The sequence below is a fragment of the Thalassovita sp. ABM4_323 genome (assembly GCF_056158665.1).
The window spans coordinates 1,100,495-1,114,871 of record NZ_JBSWTS010000007.1; the positions used below are offsets into that span (position 1 = coordinate 1,100,495).

Annotated in this window: 15 protein-coding genes; 8 read left to right on the forward strand and 7 right to left on the reverse strand. The window is 61.0% G+C overall.

The annotated features are described in order from the left end of the window. Positions 1 to 15 precede the first annotated feature (15 nt). From ACXADQ_RS07760 to ACXADQ_RS07770, 3 genes are all read left to right on the forward strand, one after another. Entirely contained in the window at positions 16 to 903 is an 888-nt protein-coding gene (locus tag ACXADQ_RS07760) for a ketopantoate reductase family protein (RefSeq protein WP_475318188.1), read from the forward strand. Between the two features lie 76 nt (positions 904 to 979). Further along, entirely contained in the window at positions 980 to 1,291 is a 312-nt protein-coding gene (locus tag ACXADQ_RS07765; protein ID WP_475318193.1) for an ArsR/SmtB family transcription factor, read from the forward strand. Beyond that, positions 1,284 to 2,318 (forward strand): permease, encoded by a 1,035-nt coding sequence (locus ACXADQ_RS07770; protein WP_475318197.1) that lies wholly within the window; start codon positions 1,284 to 1,286, stop codon positions 2,316 to 2,318. The genes ACXADQ_RS07765 and ACXADQ_RS07770 overlap by 8 nt, the downstream gene beginning before the upstream one ends. Positions 2,319 to 2,374: 56 nt before the next feature. On the opposite strand, the gene ACXADQ_RS07775 is transcribed toward ACXADQ_RS07770, so the two are convergent. Then, positions 2,375 to 3,772: an aminotransferase family protein gene (locus ACXADQ_RS07775; RefSeq protein ID WP_475326049.1), complete on the reverse strand. Its 1,398-nt coding sequence runs from the start codon at positions 3,770 to 3,772 to the stop codon at positions 2,375 to 2,377. Between the two features lie 296 nt (positions 3,773 to 4,068). Between ACXADQ_RS07775 and ACXADQ_RS07780 the strand changes: the two genes are divergently transcribed. After that, a complete protein-coding gene (locus ACXADQ_RS07780; RefSeq protein WP_475318202.1) occupies positions 4,069 to 5,337 on the forward strand; it encodes a glycerate kinase type-2 family protein in 1,269 nt (422 codons plus the stop codon). A 9-nt stretch (positions 5,338 to 5,346) separates the two neighbouring features. On the opposite strand, the gene ACXADQ_RS07785 is transcribed toward ACXADQ_RS07780, so the two are convergent. Genes ACXADQ_RS07785 through ACXADQ_RS07800 form a run of 4 tightly spaced genes read right to left on the reverse strand, consistent with a single transcriptional unit; the run spans position 5,347 to position 8,303 of the window. Then, on the reverse strand, positions 5,347 to 6,282 hold the full coding sequence (locus ACXADQ_RS07785; protein ID WP_475318205.1) for an OmpA family protein: 936 nt from the start codon (positions 6,280 to 6,282) through the stop codon (positions 5,347 to 5,349). Further along, positions 6,282 to 6,854: a peroxidase-related enzyme gene (locus ACXADQ_RS07790; protein ID WP_475318210.1), complete on the reverse strand. Its 573-nt coding sequence runs from the start codon at positions 6,852 to 6,854 to the stop codon at positions 6,282 to 6,284. The genes ACXADQ_RS07785 and ACXADQ_RS07790 overlap by 1 nt, the downstream gene beginning before the upstream one ends. A 1-nt stretch (position 6,855) precedes the next feature. After that, a complete protein-coding gene (locus tag ACXADQ_RS07795; RefSeq protein ID WP_475318215.1) occupies positions 6,856 to 7,587 on the reverse strand; it encodes a GNAT family N-acetyltransferase in 732 nt (243 codons plus the stop codon). Further along, entirely contained in the window at positions 7,584 to 8,303 is a 720-nt protein-coding gene (locus tag ACXADQ_RS07800; RefSeq protein WP_475318220.1) for a competence/damage-inducible protein A, read from the reverse strand. The genes ACXADQ_RS07795 and ACXADQ_RS07800 overlap by 4 nt, the downstream gene beginning before the upstream one ends. 52 nt (positions 8,304 to 8,355) lie before the next feature. Here ACXADQ_RS07800 and sfsA point away from each other — a divergent pair, with 52 nt between their 5' ends. The 4 genes from sfsA (at position 8,356) to ACXADQ_RS07820 (ending at position 12,504) form a co-directional block, all read left to right on the forward strand. After that, on the forward strand, positions 8,356 to 9,057 hold the full coding sequence (gene sfsA, locus ACXADQ_RS07805; protein ID WP_475318223.1) for a DNA/RNA nuclease SfsA: 702 nt from the start codon (positions 8,356 to 8,358) through the stop codon (positions 9,055 to 9,057). A gap of 68 nt (positions 9,058 to 9,125) precedes the next feature. Continuing rightward, the gene (gene map / locus ACXADQ_RS07810; protein ID WP_475318226.1) at positions 9,126 to 9,941 is read left to right on the forward strand and encodes a type I methionyl aminopeptidase; all 816 of its coding nucleotides are present in this window, start codon (positions 9,126 to 9,128) and stop codon (positions 9,939 to 9,941) included. A gap of 216 nt (positions 9,942 to 10,157) precedes the next feature. Further along, entirely contained in the window at positions 10,158 to 11,642 is a 1,485-nt protein-coding gene (locus ACXADQ_RS07815; protein WP_475326050.1) for a SulP family inorganic anion transporter, read from the forward strand. A 10-nt stretch (positions 11,643 to 11,652) separates the two neighbouring features. Then, positions 11,653 to 12,504 carry a universal stress protein gene (locus ACXADQ_RS07820; protein WP_475318231.1) on the forward strand — a complete coding sequence of 284 codons (852 nt, stop codon included), beginning with the start codon at positions 11,653 to 11,655 and terminating at the stop codon, positions 12,502 to 12,504. Positions 12,505 to 12,569: 65 nt separating this feature from the next. Here the strand turns inward: ACXADQ_RS07820 and rsmD are convergent, their stop codons facing one another. Both rsmD and ACXADQ_RS07830 read right to left on the reverse strand, forming a co-directional pair. Further along, positions 12,570 to 13,127 (reverse strand): 16S rRNA (guanine(966)-N(2))-methyltransferase RsmD, encoded by a 558-nt coding sequence (rsmD, locus tag ACXADQ_RS07825; protein ID WP_475318234.1) that lies wholly within the window; start codon positions 13,125 to 13,127, stop codon positions 12,570 to 12,572. Then, the gene (locus ACXADQ_RS07830; protein WP_475318239.1) at positions 13,124 to 14,332 is read right to left on the reverse strand and encodes an NAD(P)/FAD-dependent oxidoreductase; all 1,209 of its coding nucleotides are present in this window, start codon (positions 14,330 to 14,332) and stop codon (positions 13,124 to 13,126) included. The genes rsmD and ACXADQ_RS07830 overlap by 4 nt, the downstream gene beginning before the upstream one ends. Between the last annotated feature and the right edge of the window lie 45 nt (positions 14,333 to 14,377).

A 14,377-nucleotide genomic window follows, 5' to 3' on the forward strand; every position in this document is an offset into this window, starting at 1 on the left:
AACAGGAGGACGGATATGAAAATTGCGGTGATGGGTGCAGGGGCTGTGGGGTGTTACTATGGGGCCAAATTGGCGCTGTCGGGGCACGAGGTCACGCTGATCGGGCGCCCTGCATTGGTCGAGGCGGTCATCGCCAACGGATTGATCCTGGAAATGGCGGGTCAGCGGCATGTCTGTGCGGCGACGGCCTCGACCGATCCTTCCGCCGTGAAAGAGGCCGAGCTGGTGCTGTTTTGCGTAAAATCCGGGGACACCATCGACGCAGGGACATCCATCGCCCCGTATCTGCGCCCCGAGGTGCCGTTGCTTAGCCTGCAAAACGGCATTTCAAACCCCGAGGCCTTGCAACGCGCCACCAACCATCCCGTCATCGCGGCTGTGGTCTATATGGCCAGCGGGATGATCGCTCCGGGGGTTGTGCGCCACGAAGGACGTGGCGAACTGGCCATCGGTGGTGTCGGAGCTGGCCCGGTTGCCAAGGTGCTGAACGCCGCCCAGATTCCAACCGAGGTATCAAAGGATGTCCTAAGCCTGTTGTGGGGCAAGTTGGTGGTGAACTGCGCCTATAACGCCATTTCCGCTATTACCCGACAGACATATGGCGAGTTTGCGCCTCAGCCCGGGGTTCGGGATCTTATTCAGGATGTGGTCGCGGAATGTGTCTTGGTCGCGCAGGCCGAGGGCGTAACCGTTCCCGCAGAAACGTTTGAAACCGTGCGCAAGGTGCCGGAATGGATGCCTGGGCAGTATTCGTCGACAGCGCAGGACATCCTGCGCGGACGTCCCACCGAGATCGAATTCCTGAATGCCGAGATCGTCCGGCGCGCAGACAAGCACGGGCTTCAAGTGCCGCTGAATCGTACGCTGACCCTGTTGACCAAGCTGATTGAACCCAAGCCCTGAAATTTCTTGTTGCCAGACCGCTGCCCTCGATATAACTAAAAAACTAGTTTTATCGAATCGATATGCGAGGCTTGGCATGGAATGGGAAGCAGCAGCGGGTGGATTTGCCGCTATGGGCTCTGAGGCCCGGTTGCAGGTGCTTAAGGCGCTGATCCGGGCTGGTGAGCCGGGCCTTAGCGTCGGGGACATCCAAAAACGCACGGGGATCGCGCCCTCGACCCTGGCGCATCATCTGAAATTCTTGGTGGCTGGGGGCGTTGTTGAACAAGAACGGCTGGGGCGCAGCACGATCTGCCGCGCTAAGTTCAGCGCGTTACAAGATTTGGCGACGTTTATCCTCAGCGAATGCTGCGCCGACCTGTGCAGAGAGGCCGCAAACGATGTCTGATACCACGCACTCCCCCCGCCTGTCCCCGCGCGATATTGCGGCCCATCTGAAATCCCCATGGGCATTGATCGTTGTCATCTTGGCGCTGGTGGCGCTGCTGGACGGGGAAAACCTGATCCCCGTGATTTTGTTCGCAGCCAAGGCTTTGGCCCATACCGCGCAATACATCCTGTTTGCGGTCTTGTTGCTGGCCTATCTCAAGGCCACGGGGGCCGAGGTTATGGTGGCGCGGGCCTTTGAGGGGCGCGAGACCCGTATGATCCTACTGGCTGCGCTGTTCGGGGGGCTTGCCCCGTTCTGTTCCTGCGAGGTCATCCCCTTTATCGCAGGCCTTCTGGCGCTTGGTGCGCCGCTGTCTGCCGTTATGGCGTTCTGGCTCAGCTCGCCGTTGATTGACCCGCCCACGTTGCTGATCACTGCCGGGGCTTTGGGCTGGGAATTCGCCATTGGCAAAGCTGTGTTTGCCGTAGCTTTGGGTCTGTTCGGTGGCTTCGCGATCAAAGCGCTGATGAGCCAAGGCGCCTTTGCCAACCCGTTGAAGAAACAGCAATCCAGCGGTTGTTGCGGCTGTGGTGGCCCCAAGCTGGACGGCAAACCGCAGTGGAAATTCTGGCAAGAGCCCGCCCGGCGCACGACCTTTGTCGCAGAGTTCCGCAGCAATGCCCTGTTCCTGCTGAAATGGCTGGCCTTTGCCTATGTGCTCGAGGCGCTGCTGGTGACTTATGTGCCTGCTGATCTGATTGCTCAGGTCGTGGGCGGCACGGGGCTGTTGCCGATCATCACCGCCGCTTTCGTGGGGATGCCGGCCTATTTGAACTCCTACGTTGCGCCGCCCTTGCTGGCAGGGCTGATGGAGCAAGGCATGACCGCAGGTGCGGCGATGGCCTTTATGATCGCAGGGGCGGTCAGTTCGGTTCCGGCAATGGCGGCTGTTTGGTCCTTGGTCAAACCCCGAGTGTTCGCCGCATATCTGGGCCTGGGTATCTCTGGTGCCATTCTTGCCGGTGCCTTGTTCCAACTTGTCTGAAATTCCACCACCACTCACCAAAGCAAAGGGGCCAGCCGAGAAGCTGGCCCCTTTCGTTAGCCAAACACCTTGGTCAGCGCTTTGTCGACAGTATTGCTCAGCAGATCGACGTCCTCGGGGGTGATGATCAGCGCGGGCGAGAAATACAACGAGTTGTTGCGCTCGGGCACCGAGCGGTTGGCCGCCCCGATGATCACCCCATTGGCTCCGCATTCAGCGACCACGGCGGCGATGTCTTTCTCGGCCACGGGTTCCTTGGTGTCGCGATCCTTCACCAGCTCCAGCCCCTGGAACAGACCCAGCCCGCGCACGTCACCGATGATCGAGTGCTTTTCCTGCAGCGCGCGGAAATTGGCCATCAGGCGCGCGCCCATCTTGGTGCAGTTTTCCAGCAGGCCTTCATCCTCGATGATCTTCATGTTCTCCAGCGCGGCAGCGGGGCCAGCGGTGCAGCCGCCAAAGGTCGAGATATCACGGAAATGGTCCAGCTTGTCCGAGGGATCGGATTTGAACATCTCAAAGACCTCTTCGGTCGTCACACAAATGGCGATCGCGGCATAGCCACTGGCAACACCCTTGGCCATGGTCACGAAGTCGGGCTTGATGCCATAGTGCTGATAGCCGAACCAATGCGTACCCGTGCGGCCGATACCGCAGACGACCTCGTCAATATGCAGCAGAACGTCGTATTTCGTGCAGATCTCCTGCACGCGTTCCCAATAGCCTTCAGGCGGAGTGATGACGCCACCACCGGCGGTCACGGGTTCCAGGCACAGACCGCCCACGGTGTCGGGGCCTTCGCGCAGGATGACATCCTCGATCAGGTTGGCGGCGGCGATACCGAAGTCACGGCCAGACAGATGGCCCAGGCCCAGCTCTTCCTTGCGGTATTCCATGCAGTGGGGCACGCGAATGAAACCGGGGGCAAAGGGGCCGTACTGCATTCCGCGCTCGTCCTGCCCGCCCGCCGACATGGTGGCCAGCGTGCCGCCGTGATAGTCACGGTCGCGATACAGGATCTTGGTTTTCTTGCCGCCATATTTCTTGTGCGCGATCTGGCGGATCATCTTGAACGCCTTCTCATTCGCCTCGGACCCCGAGTTGGTATAGTAAACGCGGCTCATGCCGGGCATTTTCTCGATCAGCTTTTCGGCAAACTGCGACCCGGGGATCGAGCCCGCGGACTGCGCAAAATAGCACAGTTTCATGATCTGATCACGCACGGCATCGGCGATCTGTTCGCGCCCATAGCCCACATTCACCGTCCAGACTCCACCAGATACGGCATCCAGATACTCTTTGCCGTTCTGGTCCCACACGCGCATGCCCTTGCCTTCGATGATGATGCGCGGGTCTGCGGTTTCAAACGGCTTGTGCTGGGTCAGATGGTGCCAGACATGGGCGCGGTCTGCGTCCACCACGGCTTGGATATCGTTCTCAAGGGTCCCATCCATCATGGTCGCCTCCTTCATGTGATATGTTCAGAAAATGCACCATTGAGGGCGCGATCATTGGCTCTATTACACACCGCTCTGCGCTGGAAAAATAGGTCCAGATGGATGGATTGATATGTCCAGTTCGTGGAATTTGCGCGTTCTGATGTGGATTGTGCGGTGCACAGCCTATGAATTCATCACACTTCCCCCCGGTTTTTCAACGTATCGGCGTCCGCCACGCTACATTCAGGGCTTGCGGTTCTGGCTCAGCTTGGCAGGCTGGTTTGAACACCCTAGCCTCGACAGGAGACCCCATGACCGGCCCCATAACTGACAAAGAGCTGTTGGTTCAGATGTTCGATGCAGCGATCGAGGCAGCCGACCCCAAGGCCGCTTTGGCCGCGAATTTGCCCGAAAAACCCAAGGGCCGTGTTGTTGTGATTGGTGCGGGCAAGGGCGCGGCGCAACTGGCGCAAGCCTTCGAAGAGTTGTGGGATGGACCCATCGAAGGTGTGGTCGTGACCCGCTATGGCTATGCCTGTGAGTGTCAGTCAGTGCGTGTTCTGGAGGCCGCACATCCCGTGCCGGACGAGGCCGGATTGGCGGCCTCTGGCGCGTTGTTCCAGGCGGTCGAGGGATTAAGTGACGAGGATCTGGTCGTGTCGCTGGTTTGCGGGGGCGGATCGGCTTTGTTGGCAGCGCCGGCACCGGGTTTGGACCTGCAAGACGAGATCGCATTAAACCAAGCCCTGTTGGCCAGCGGGGCCCCGATTGGGGCGATGAATGCGGTGCGCAAGCAGGTCAGCGCGATCAAGGGCGGGCGGCTGGCAGCGGCGGCCCATCCTGCGCGTGTGGTCAGCCTGATCGTGTCCGATGTGCCTGGCGATGACCCGGCACAGGTGGCCTCGGGCCCGACGGTGCCCGATGCGGTGGGCCGGGCTCAGGCTTTGGCGGCCGTGCGCGACTATGGGATTGCGCTACCTCAGAAGATCGCTGCCTTTCTGGAACAAGCGCCCGAGGACGCCCCCGACCCGACCGATCCTATTTTCGCCGACAACGAGGTCCGCGTGATCGCCTCGGCTGCGAAATCGCTGGAGGCCGCGGCGACTTGCGCTCAGAAGGCAGGGGTCAGTGCGGCGATCCTGTCAGATACCATCGAGGGCGAGGCACGCGAGGTGGCCAAGGTGCATGCCGCGATCACGCGCGAAGTGGCCGCGAAATCACGCCCCTTTGTCCCGCCCGTGGTGCTGCTGTCGGGGGGCGAAACCACTGTTACCTTGCGCGGCACGGGCAAGGGAGGGCGCAATAGTGAATTCCTGCTGTCCCTGGCGCTTGAAATTGACGGCATCGCGAATGTCATGGCGCTTGCTGCGGATACCGACGGGATTGACGGGTCCGAGGATAACGCCGGCGCCTTTGCCGATGGCCAGTCAATTGCCCGGATGCGCCGTGCGGATATCGATCCAGCAGCGGCCCTGGCTGGAAACGACGCCTATACGGCCTTTCAAGCTGTCGACGATCTGTTCGAGCCCGGCCCCACAGGTACCAATGTGAACGATTTTCGGGCGATTCTGATCCGCTAGGGCTGGAGCCTACTCGGTGTTCAGCAACACCACTTCGACCCGCCGATTGGCCTCGCGGCCCTCGTCGGTCAGGTTCGGGGCGATTGGGGACAAATAGCCCATCCCCTCGGCCTCCAACTGCGAACGCGGCACGTCGTGGGTCGCCGCAAGACGTTCCAGCACCGCCGCCGCTCGGCGTTTGGACAGGGCGACGTTGTTGTCCAAGGTCCCCACAGCATCCGTGTGACCCACCAGAGCGACACGCCGGGCGGGATCCTCGAGCAGAAACCCGGCCAGCGCTTGCAACGAGCGGAACGGACCGGCCCCCAAAGCCGCCGACCCCGTTTCGAATGTCAGGTCCCCCAGCACCGCGCGACCGCTCTGAGACAGGCTGTCCTCGAGCGTGCCCGTCGGGGCGACGGGCGCTTGTGCAGAGGCCTCGATCTGGATTGGAGTGTCCACCTTGGCCTGCGCGACCACAGGCGTCACGCGGATCATCTGCACAAATCCAGCGTTTTCCGATCGGCTGACCAGAATGCTTAGATGGTCCTCTGCGCCTTTGCTGGCCGAGAGAAACCGGAAATCTGTCAGGTCGACATGCATGTCCGGGGCGGGCAGGACCTCGGTCGCGAACCGGAAATCAAACCCACCACATTCCGAGCCGCCGCATTCGAACAAAACCGCGTATTCGTCGGCTTGCAATTGGTCGCGCAGGGGGGCGAACAGCTGCAAAGAGGTCAGGCCCTGACTGATCACCTGCCACGATTTTCGGGTAACGGCGCCCTCCAGCATTTCGCCGGGCAAAACACCATCGGCGAACGGGCCGGTGGGCAGCACATAATGGTCCGCTCCGCTGATCTGATCCGCCAGAGGCTTGGACGCATCAGGCAGAATCAGGGTTAACGCATGCGAGGCCCCGGCAGGGACGGCCACAAGAGCAGCCAGAATGACAGCAAGGCGCAACATCAACGGGATTGGGCGTGGTACTCTTCGTTCGGACGCATATCCAGGGCCGAGGACACCCGATTGGTCATGTTGTAGAACGCGGCGGTATGGGCGATGTCCCAGATATCTTTGTCCGTCCAGCCAACATCACGCAGCGCCTGGCGATCTGCTTCGACAACAGTGGCGCTGGCCTTGGTGACCAGAACACAGAAATCCAGCATCGCACGTTGCTTCGGCGTCAGGTCGGCCACGCGATAGTTCATCACCAGCGCCTCGCCCAGCATCGGATCGCCCGACAGTTGGCGCACGGCGGCGCCATGGGCGGTCAGGCAGTAATAGCACTTGTTTTCCGAGGACACGGTGACGGCGATCATCTCGCGTTCCAGCTTGGACAGTCCGCTGTCGGCCAGCATGATTTTATTGTAGAATGCAGTGAAGGCGTTCAGCATTTCAATGTCGCAGGCATTTGCCTTCAGCACGTTCGGCACCAGGCCCAGCTTTTCTTCGCAGATGGCAAAATACTTCGCCGTTTCCGCGGGCAGAGGATCAACAGGATACAGGTCCAGGGCGGTGAACTTTTCTTTTTGCGTCATTCTACAAATCTTCTTTGTGCTTTCGGTAATGATATTGGCCAACGAGCGTCATTCCCATATCGGAATATAGTCCATTCGCGGCTGCATTGTCTTGCGTGCAGACCACCGCGACATGGTCGGCGCCGTTGTCCTTGGCCCAAAAGGCCGCCAGACGCATGAACCAGCGCGCCATGCCCTGTTTGCGCTGATGCGGCAGAACATAGATGGCGTGCAGCATGGCAACGCCCTTGTGAACCCCAACAAAGGCGGTGCCAGCGGGCGAATCCTTAAGCCGCCCCAGCAACGCAGTTTTGGGCGAAGGCGCGCGGTGCATCACGGCGATCCGGCCGGGGCCGATATCCCCGTCTGCCCACATATCGATCTGGATGGCCAGGGGCTCCCACAGGTGAAAGGCGGTCACGGGCGGGGGGAAATCTGTGGCCAGAACATCGGCCGGAGCGACCCACAGATTGACCGGATCAACGATCTGATACCCGCGTTCGGCCAGCAGGGAATCCAGGGCCTCGTCGCCTTTGCGCACCTGAAACAGACGGGGCTGATCCAAGGCCTGCATCGCGGCCTCGGCCTGGGGCAGGTCGGCGGGCGTTACAGGCTCGGTCGCGATTGTGGCCGAGACCCGCTGACCACCGCCCAAGCCCTCTCGGATCAGCCAGGGGCCAACAGCCCGGGTCGCGGCGGCGGGCCAGGTGGCATCAATCACTTCGTACAGGGCGGTGTCGTCTGGCAGTGTCATGCAAACAGTTCCGCCAAACGAGTCATGGCCGCGTCAACCTGGCCGCCATCATGACCGCGAATGACGATATTGGATCCATAAATGCCATTGTGAACAAAGGGATAAGACCCAATGGACAGGTCCGGAAACGCATCGGCCAGATCGGATAGGGGGCCGGCGATTTCGCCCTCGCCACGTTCGATCCGCATCGATTGCGACAACAAGGGATCGCCGCCCGACAGGGTGGGCAAAACGCTGGCCACCATGGTTTCGAATACGGCTGGCACCCCGGCCATCACATGCACGTTGCCAATGGTAAAGCCCGGAGCGGTGGACACGGGGTTATCGATCAGGGTCGCGCCATCGGGGATGCGCGCCATGCGCAGGCGGGCTTCGTTCAGCTCGCTGCCCGAGCGTTTGTAATGCGCCTCCAGCAAGGCACGGGCGTCGTCTCGGATGCTGATAGGCGTGTCGAACGCCGCTGCCACGCATTCGGCGGTGATGTCATCATGGGTCGGGCCAATGCCCCCCGAGGTAAAGACATGGTCATAGGCCTCAGACAGCGCCTTGACGGCGCTTTTGATCGCTTCGGCATCGTCGGAAACCACCCGGGCTTCGGCCAGATCGATACCCGCGCGCGTCAGTTCCTTGGCCAGGTAATGCATGTTGCTGTCGCGGGTGCGGCCGGACAGGATTTCATCCCCGATCACTAGCATGGCTGCCTTTGGATTGGTCATGATATCCCTCCGTTATCTTGCGAAATCACCCCCATCGGTATAGGCGCTGGATATGCGCTTTCCTACCCCTCTTGTGCCCGCCACGCTGATCAAACGATATAAGCGGTTTCTGGCCGATTGTCGGCTGGAGGATGGGCGAGAAGTCACCGCTCATTGTGCCAATCCCGGCTCGATGATGGGACTGGCAGAGCCAGGCACGCGAATTTGGCTGGAACCCAATGATGACCCTAAGAAAAAGCTGAAATTCGGCTGGCGTCTGGTCGAGCATTCAGACGGGCATTTCACAGGAGTGGATACCTCGGTGCCCAACCGGGCCCTGCGTGCCGCATTCGAGGCACACGACGTGCCCGGATTGACAGGCTATGACGCTGTCCGCGCCGAGGTGAAATACGGCCAGAAAAGCCGTATCGATTTCCTGCTGACGGGGGACGGTCCGGACACCTATGTCGAGGTCAAATCCGTGACCTTGTCGCGCCAGCCCGGTTTGGCTGAATTCCCGGACAGTGTCACCGCCCGCGGGACCAAGCATCTGGGCGAGCTGTCCACGATGGTGGCGCAGGGGCACCGCGCCGTGATGCTGTACCTGGTGCAGCGCACCGATGCCGACCGGTTCGCACTGGCTGCGGATATCGACCCGACCTATGCCAAGGCGTTCGATCTGGCCCGCAACGCCGGTGTCGAAGTCCTGGTCCTAGGGACCGATATCACCCCCGAGCAGATCACATTGGGCGCGCCGATCCCGATCGCGCCCTAGCCCACTGGCCCTTGCCAGAAAATCGCGTTAGAACCTGACAAAACCCTATTGCGCCACGGAGAAGACCTTTGCAAACCAAGCACGACGGCCGCGTAACGCGTGAAGGCATTCGCATCCACGAACAGGCTGATTTCGCAGGCATGCACAAGGCTGGACGGGTCGCGGCCGAGATTCTGGACGAGATCGCGGAACACGTCTTTCCCGGCCAGACAACGGCTGCAATCGACAAGATCATCGAAGAAAAGGTGATCGCAAAAGGCACGACCTCGGCCACGATTGGGTACAAAGGGTACAAACATGCCAGCTGTATCAGCATCAACCATGTGGTCTGTCACGGCATCCCCGGTGACAAGAAGCTGAAAGATGGCGATATCCTGAATATCGACGTCACCGTGATTGCAGATGGCTGGTACGGCGATACCTCGCGGATGTTCGTAGCGGGAAAACTGTCGCGCAAGTCGGAGCGCTTGATCCAGGTGACCCATGACGCTTTGTTCAAAGGGATCGAGATGGTCAAGCCGGGCAACACTTTCGGCGATATCGGCCACGCGATCCAGGCCTATGTCGAAGCGCACCGGATGAGCGTCGTGCGGGATTTCTGCGGGCACGGGCTGGGCACGGTGTTCCACGCGCCGCCGAACGTGCTGCACTATGGCCGTCCGGGCACCGGGCCGGTGTTAGAAGAAGGCATGTTCTTCACCATCGAGCCCATGGTGAATCTGGGCCGGCCGGAAACCAAGGTGCTGGCCGATGATTGGACTGCGGTAACCCGCGACAAATCCCTGAGCGCGCAGTTCGAGCACTCGATCGGCGTCACGGCGGATGGGTTCGAGATTTTCACCTTGTCTCCGGCTGGGACGTTTCATCCGACCTATGGTGTCTGATTGATCCGCCGCGCCTGAGTATTTGCAGAGCAAAGAAAGCGCAATCGCGGTTAAAGCGTGGTGCTTGGGGTGCAAGCTGTTGCGGAAAACCGGGTGGGCGTATAAGCGCGGAGCAAACGCGCGGGCTGGCTGTTGGGCCAGGTCGATTGAATGCATGAAGCGGTCCGGCCTGCGGCACAGGTTGCGCTCGGGCCCGTGGACGGAGGCTGGTGGCCGATGATTTCTGTTTCTTCTTATGGTCGGGAATGGACCCGGAACGTGAAGGGTGACTTGCTGTCAGGGCTGGTTGTGGCCCTGGCGCTGATCCCCGAGGCGATTGCGTTTTCCATCATCGCGGGGGTGGACCCCAAGGTGGGGTTGTATGCCTCGTTCTCGATCGCGGTGATTACGGCGATTGTCGGTGGGCGTCCGGGGATGATCTCGGCGGCGACGGCGGCGACGGCGGTGCTGATGGTGACGCTGGTGAAAGAGCACGGGCTGCAATATCTGCTGGCGGCGACCATTCTGGCCGGGGTCTTGCAGGTGGTGGCCGGGATATTGCGGCTGGGCTATGTGATGCGGTTCGTGTCGCGCTCGGTCATGACGGGGTTCGTGAATGCTTTGGCGATCTTGATTTTCATGGCGCAGCTGCCCGAGCTGATCAACGTGCCGCCTTTGACATATGTGATGGTCGCGGCCGGGCTGGGGATCATCTACCTGTTTCCTTTGCTGACCAAGGCGGTGCCCTCGCCGTTGGTGTGTATCATCATCCTGACCACGGTTTCGCTGTCTTTGGGGCTGGATCTGCGCACCGTTGGCGACATGGGCGAGCTGCCCGATACCTTGCCGATCTTCCTGCTGCCCGATATTCCGCTGACCTTTGAGACGCTGATGATCATTCTGCCATACTCGGCGGCGGTGGCGGCTGTTGGCCTGCTGGAAAGCCTGATGACCCAGAACCTGGTGGACGAGCTGACCGATACGACCTCCAGCAAGAACCAGGAATGTGTGGGCCAGGGTGTTGCGAACTTCTGCACCGGGTTTATTGGCGGGATGGCAGGCTGTGCCATGATCGGCCAGTCGATGATCAACGTGAAATCCGGCGGGCGCGGGCGTTTGTCGACCTTTATCGCGGGGGCTGTGCTGCTGATCCTGGTGGTATTCCTGGGCGATCTGGTGGCGCGTATTCCGATGGCCGCGCTGGTGGCGATCATGATCATGGTGTCCGTGGGCACGTTCAGCTGGTCGTCGTTGAAATCGCTGCGGGATCATCCGCCCAGCAGCTCGATCGTGATGGTGGCGACCGTGGTCTTCGTGGTCTTTACCCATAACCTGGCGATTGGTGTTCTGGTGGGCGTGCTGCTGTCGGGGATCTTCTTTGCGTGGAAAATTGCGCAGCTGTTCGGTGTGCGCTCCGAGCTGTCGGATGACGGCCGTGAACGGCGCTATATCGTCGAAGGTCAGCTGTTCTTTGCCTCGTCCGAGGACTTTATGAAGGCCTTTGATTTCCGTGAAGCACTGGAGAAAGTCACCATCGATGTCAGCCGCGCGCATATCTGGGACATTTCTTCGGTTGCTGCGCTGGACATGGCTGTGCTCAAGTTCCGCCGGGAAGGGGCCGAGGTCGAGATCATCGGCATGAACAAGGCATCCGAGACCATCGTTGATCGTCTGGGCGAGCATGACAAGCCCGGCGCGATGGACAAGCTGTTGGCACATTAAGGAGAGAGCCATGACCGGAAAGATCATCGCATTGGTGGACGGCTCGGCCTATTCCGAGAGCGTTTGCCATCACGTATCCTGGATCGCGGGTCGCACTGGCGCGCCAGTGGAACTGTTCCACATTCTGGGCCGCCGTGAAGGGGGCTCGGGCGATCTGAGCGGGAACCTGCGGCTGGGTGCTCGGACGAAAATCATGGGCGAGCTGGCCGAGCTTGACGCCCAACGTGCCAAGCTGGCGCAGGCTCAGGGACGTGCCATTCTTGACGATGCGAAGGAAATCATCGAGGGCGATGGCGTTTCAGACGTGGCTTTGCGCCTGCGCAACGGAGACATGGTGGAAACCGTGGCCGAGCAGGAAGAAGGCGCGTCGTTGATCGTGATCGGCAAACGTGGCGAGGCCGCGGATTTCGCCAAGATGCACCTGGGATCCAACCTGGAGCGCGTAGCACGGGCGACCAAGGCCCCTGTTTTCGTCGCCAACCGTGCGTTCAAGCCGATCGAGACCGTACTGATCGCTTATGACGGCGGTGTCTCGGCGATGAAGGCGGTGGATTACGTGGCGCGTGATCCGTTGTTTGCCGGGCTGGCCTGTACGCTGGTGACCGTGGGCAAGCCGAATGACAGTGTGAAACGCGGGCTGGAAGACGCGCGCGCAACCCTGTCGGCTGGTGGGCACGAGGCTGCGGTGAAGGTGGTGGACGGCGCACCCGAAACCGCGTTGGGCGAGCTGGTGGATGCCGAGGGCTATGACCTGCTGGTGATGGGGGCCTATGGGCATTCGCGCATCCGCTCGATGATCATCGGATCGACCACGACGCAGATGATCCGGACCTGCAAGGTGCCGGTGGTGCTGGTGAAATAAGGGGCGCTGCCCCTCTGCGCCTGCGGCGCATTCACCCCGGGGTATTTGGGCCAAGAAAAAGCCGATCAGGCTTCGAGCAGGGTGATCGTTGTATCGCCATACCGGCGCGCGTCCAGTTGGGTCAGCGTGGCGGGTGGGGTGATGGAGGTGTTTTCCTCCCAGACGATCAGGGCGTTTGCGCCAATCCACCCCTGATCCAGAGCGGTTTGGAGGGCGCGTTCGCCCAAGCCTTTGCCATAGGGGGGATCGAGAAAGATCAGATTATAGGGCGCGTCCGGGTTTTGCGGCAGTTTGCGGGCATCGCGGCGGATGATTTTCGTTTGGGCCTTGGCCTCGCAGATCTGGATGTTCTGGCGCAGAAGCGCGTTGGATTTGGCGCCGTCATCCACAAAGGTGACGTGCGCTGCGCCCCGCGACAGCGCCTCGAGCCCCAGCGCACCGGTGCCGGCGAACAGGTCCAGCACACGGGCATCAGTGATGGGATCGCCAAAGCGCCCGCCTCCCAGCATGTTGAACAGGCTTTCGCGCGTACGGTCGGTGGTTGGGCGCAGATGCGCGCCCGGGTCACCCTTGCCGACTGCGGCAAGGGCGCGCCCTTTGAAGGCTCCGGCGACAATTCTCATTTCATCAGCGATTTCAGTTCAGTTTCTGGGTTGGCCACGGCCGCTGCGTCGGGGGATTTGCCGCTGTCGATCAGGCGTTTGCCGATCATATAGGCGCGCGGATCGTTGGCGGCATCAACGGCCAGCAGCGTGTCGCCCTTGTAGTACCAGAAGGAGACAGAGCCGGGCTTGTCACCCGTGCGGGTGATCACCTTGTCGTAGCCCGTATTCAGGCCTGCGATTTGCAGTTTGACGTCGTATTGATCCGACCAGAACCACGGTTTGGGCACATAGGTTTTTTCGGCGCCCAGGATGTTTTCGGCCACGCATTCGGATTGATCGATGGCGTTAGGGACGGATTCCAGCCGGATGCGGTCGCCGCGATAGGGGAACGAGGCGCAATCGCCCGCCGCCCAGATCGACGGGTCGCTGGTGCGGCCCTGTTCATCGGTCTTGATGCCGTTTTCAAGGTCGAGGCCCGCGGCTTCGGCCAGGGTGGTGGCGGGGGTGATGCCGACGCCGACGATCACGAAATCCACGTCGAGTTCCGAGCCATCGGTCAGGCGCGCACCGGACACGCGGCCCTCGCCCAGCAGGGTGTCCAGCCCGACACCTTCGCGAATGTCGACGCCGTTCTGTGTGTGCAGGTCGCGAAAATAGGTGCTGGTTTCCGGCGCGGCGACGCGTTGCAGGATGCGATCTGCCATCTCCACCAGCGTCACTTTCAGCCCCTTGGAGGCGGCAACCGCTGCGGCCTCGAGCCCGATATAGCCACCGCCGACGATCAGTACCTTGGCGCCGTCTTTGAATTCGGGGGCCATGGCATCCACATCATCCAGCCCGCGCACCACAAAAACACCATCCAGCGCTCCGCCGATCTTGGCAGGCAGGCGGTTGGGGATGGAGCCTGTCGTCAGGATCAGCGCGTCATAGGGCAGGTGCTGACCGCCCGCACTGACCGTTTTCGCAGCAGTGTCGATCGCCTCAACGCGGGTGTTCAGCGTCAGGGTGATGCCGTTTTCGGCGTAGAAGCTTTCGGGGCGCAGGTACAGCCGTTCGACCTCCATCTCGCCCAGCAGGTATTTCTTGGACAAGGGCGGACGCTGGTAGGGTGGGGCGCTTTCCTCGCCTATGAGGGTGATGGTTCCCTCGAAGCCCGATTTGCGCAGCTGCGCGACCGCTGCCGAGCCCGCCTGACCGGCGCCGACGACCACGATGTTTTTCATTATTCTCTCCCTTGGTGAAACCACTGGTTTCTGGTTCGGCGCAGC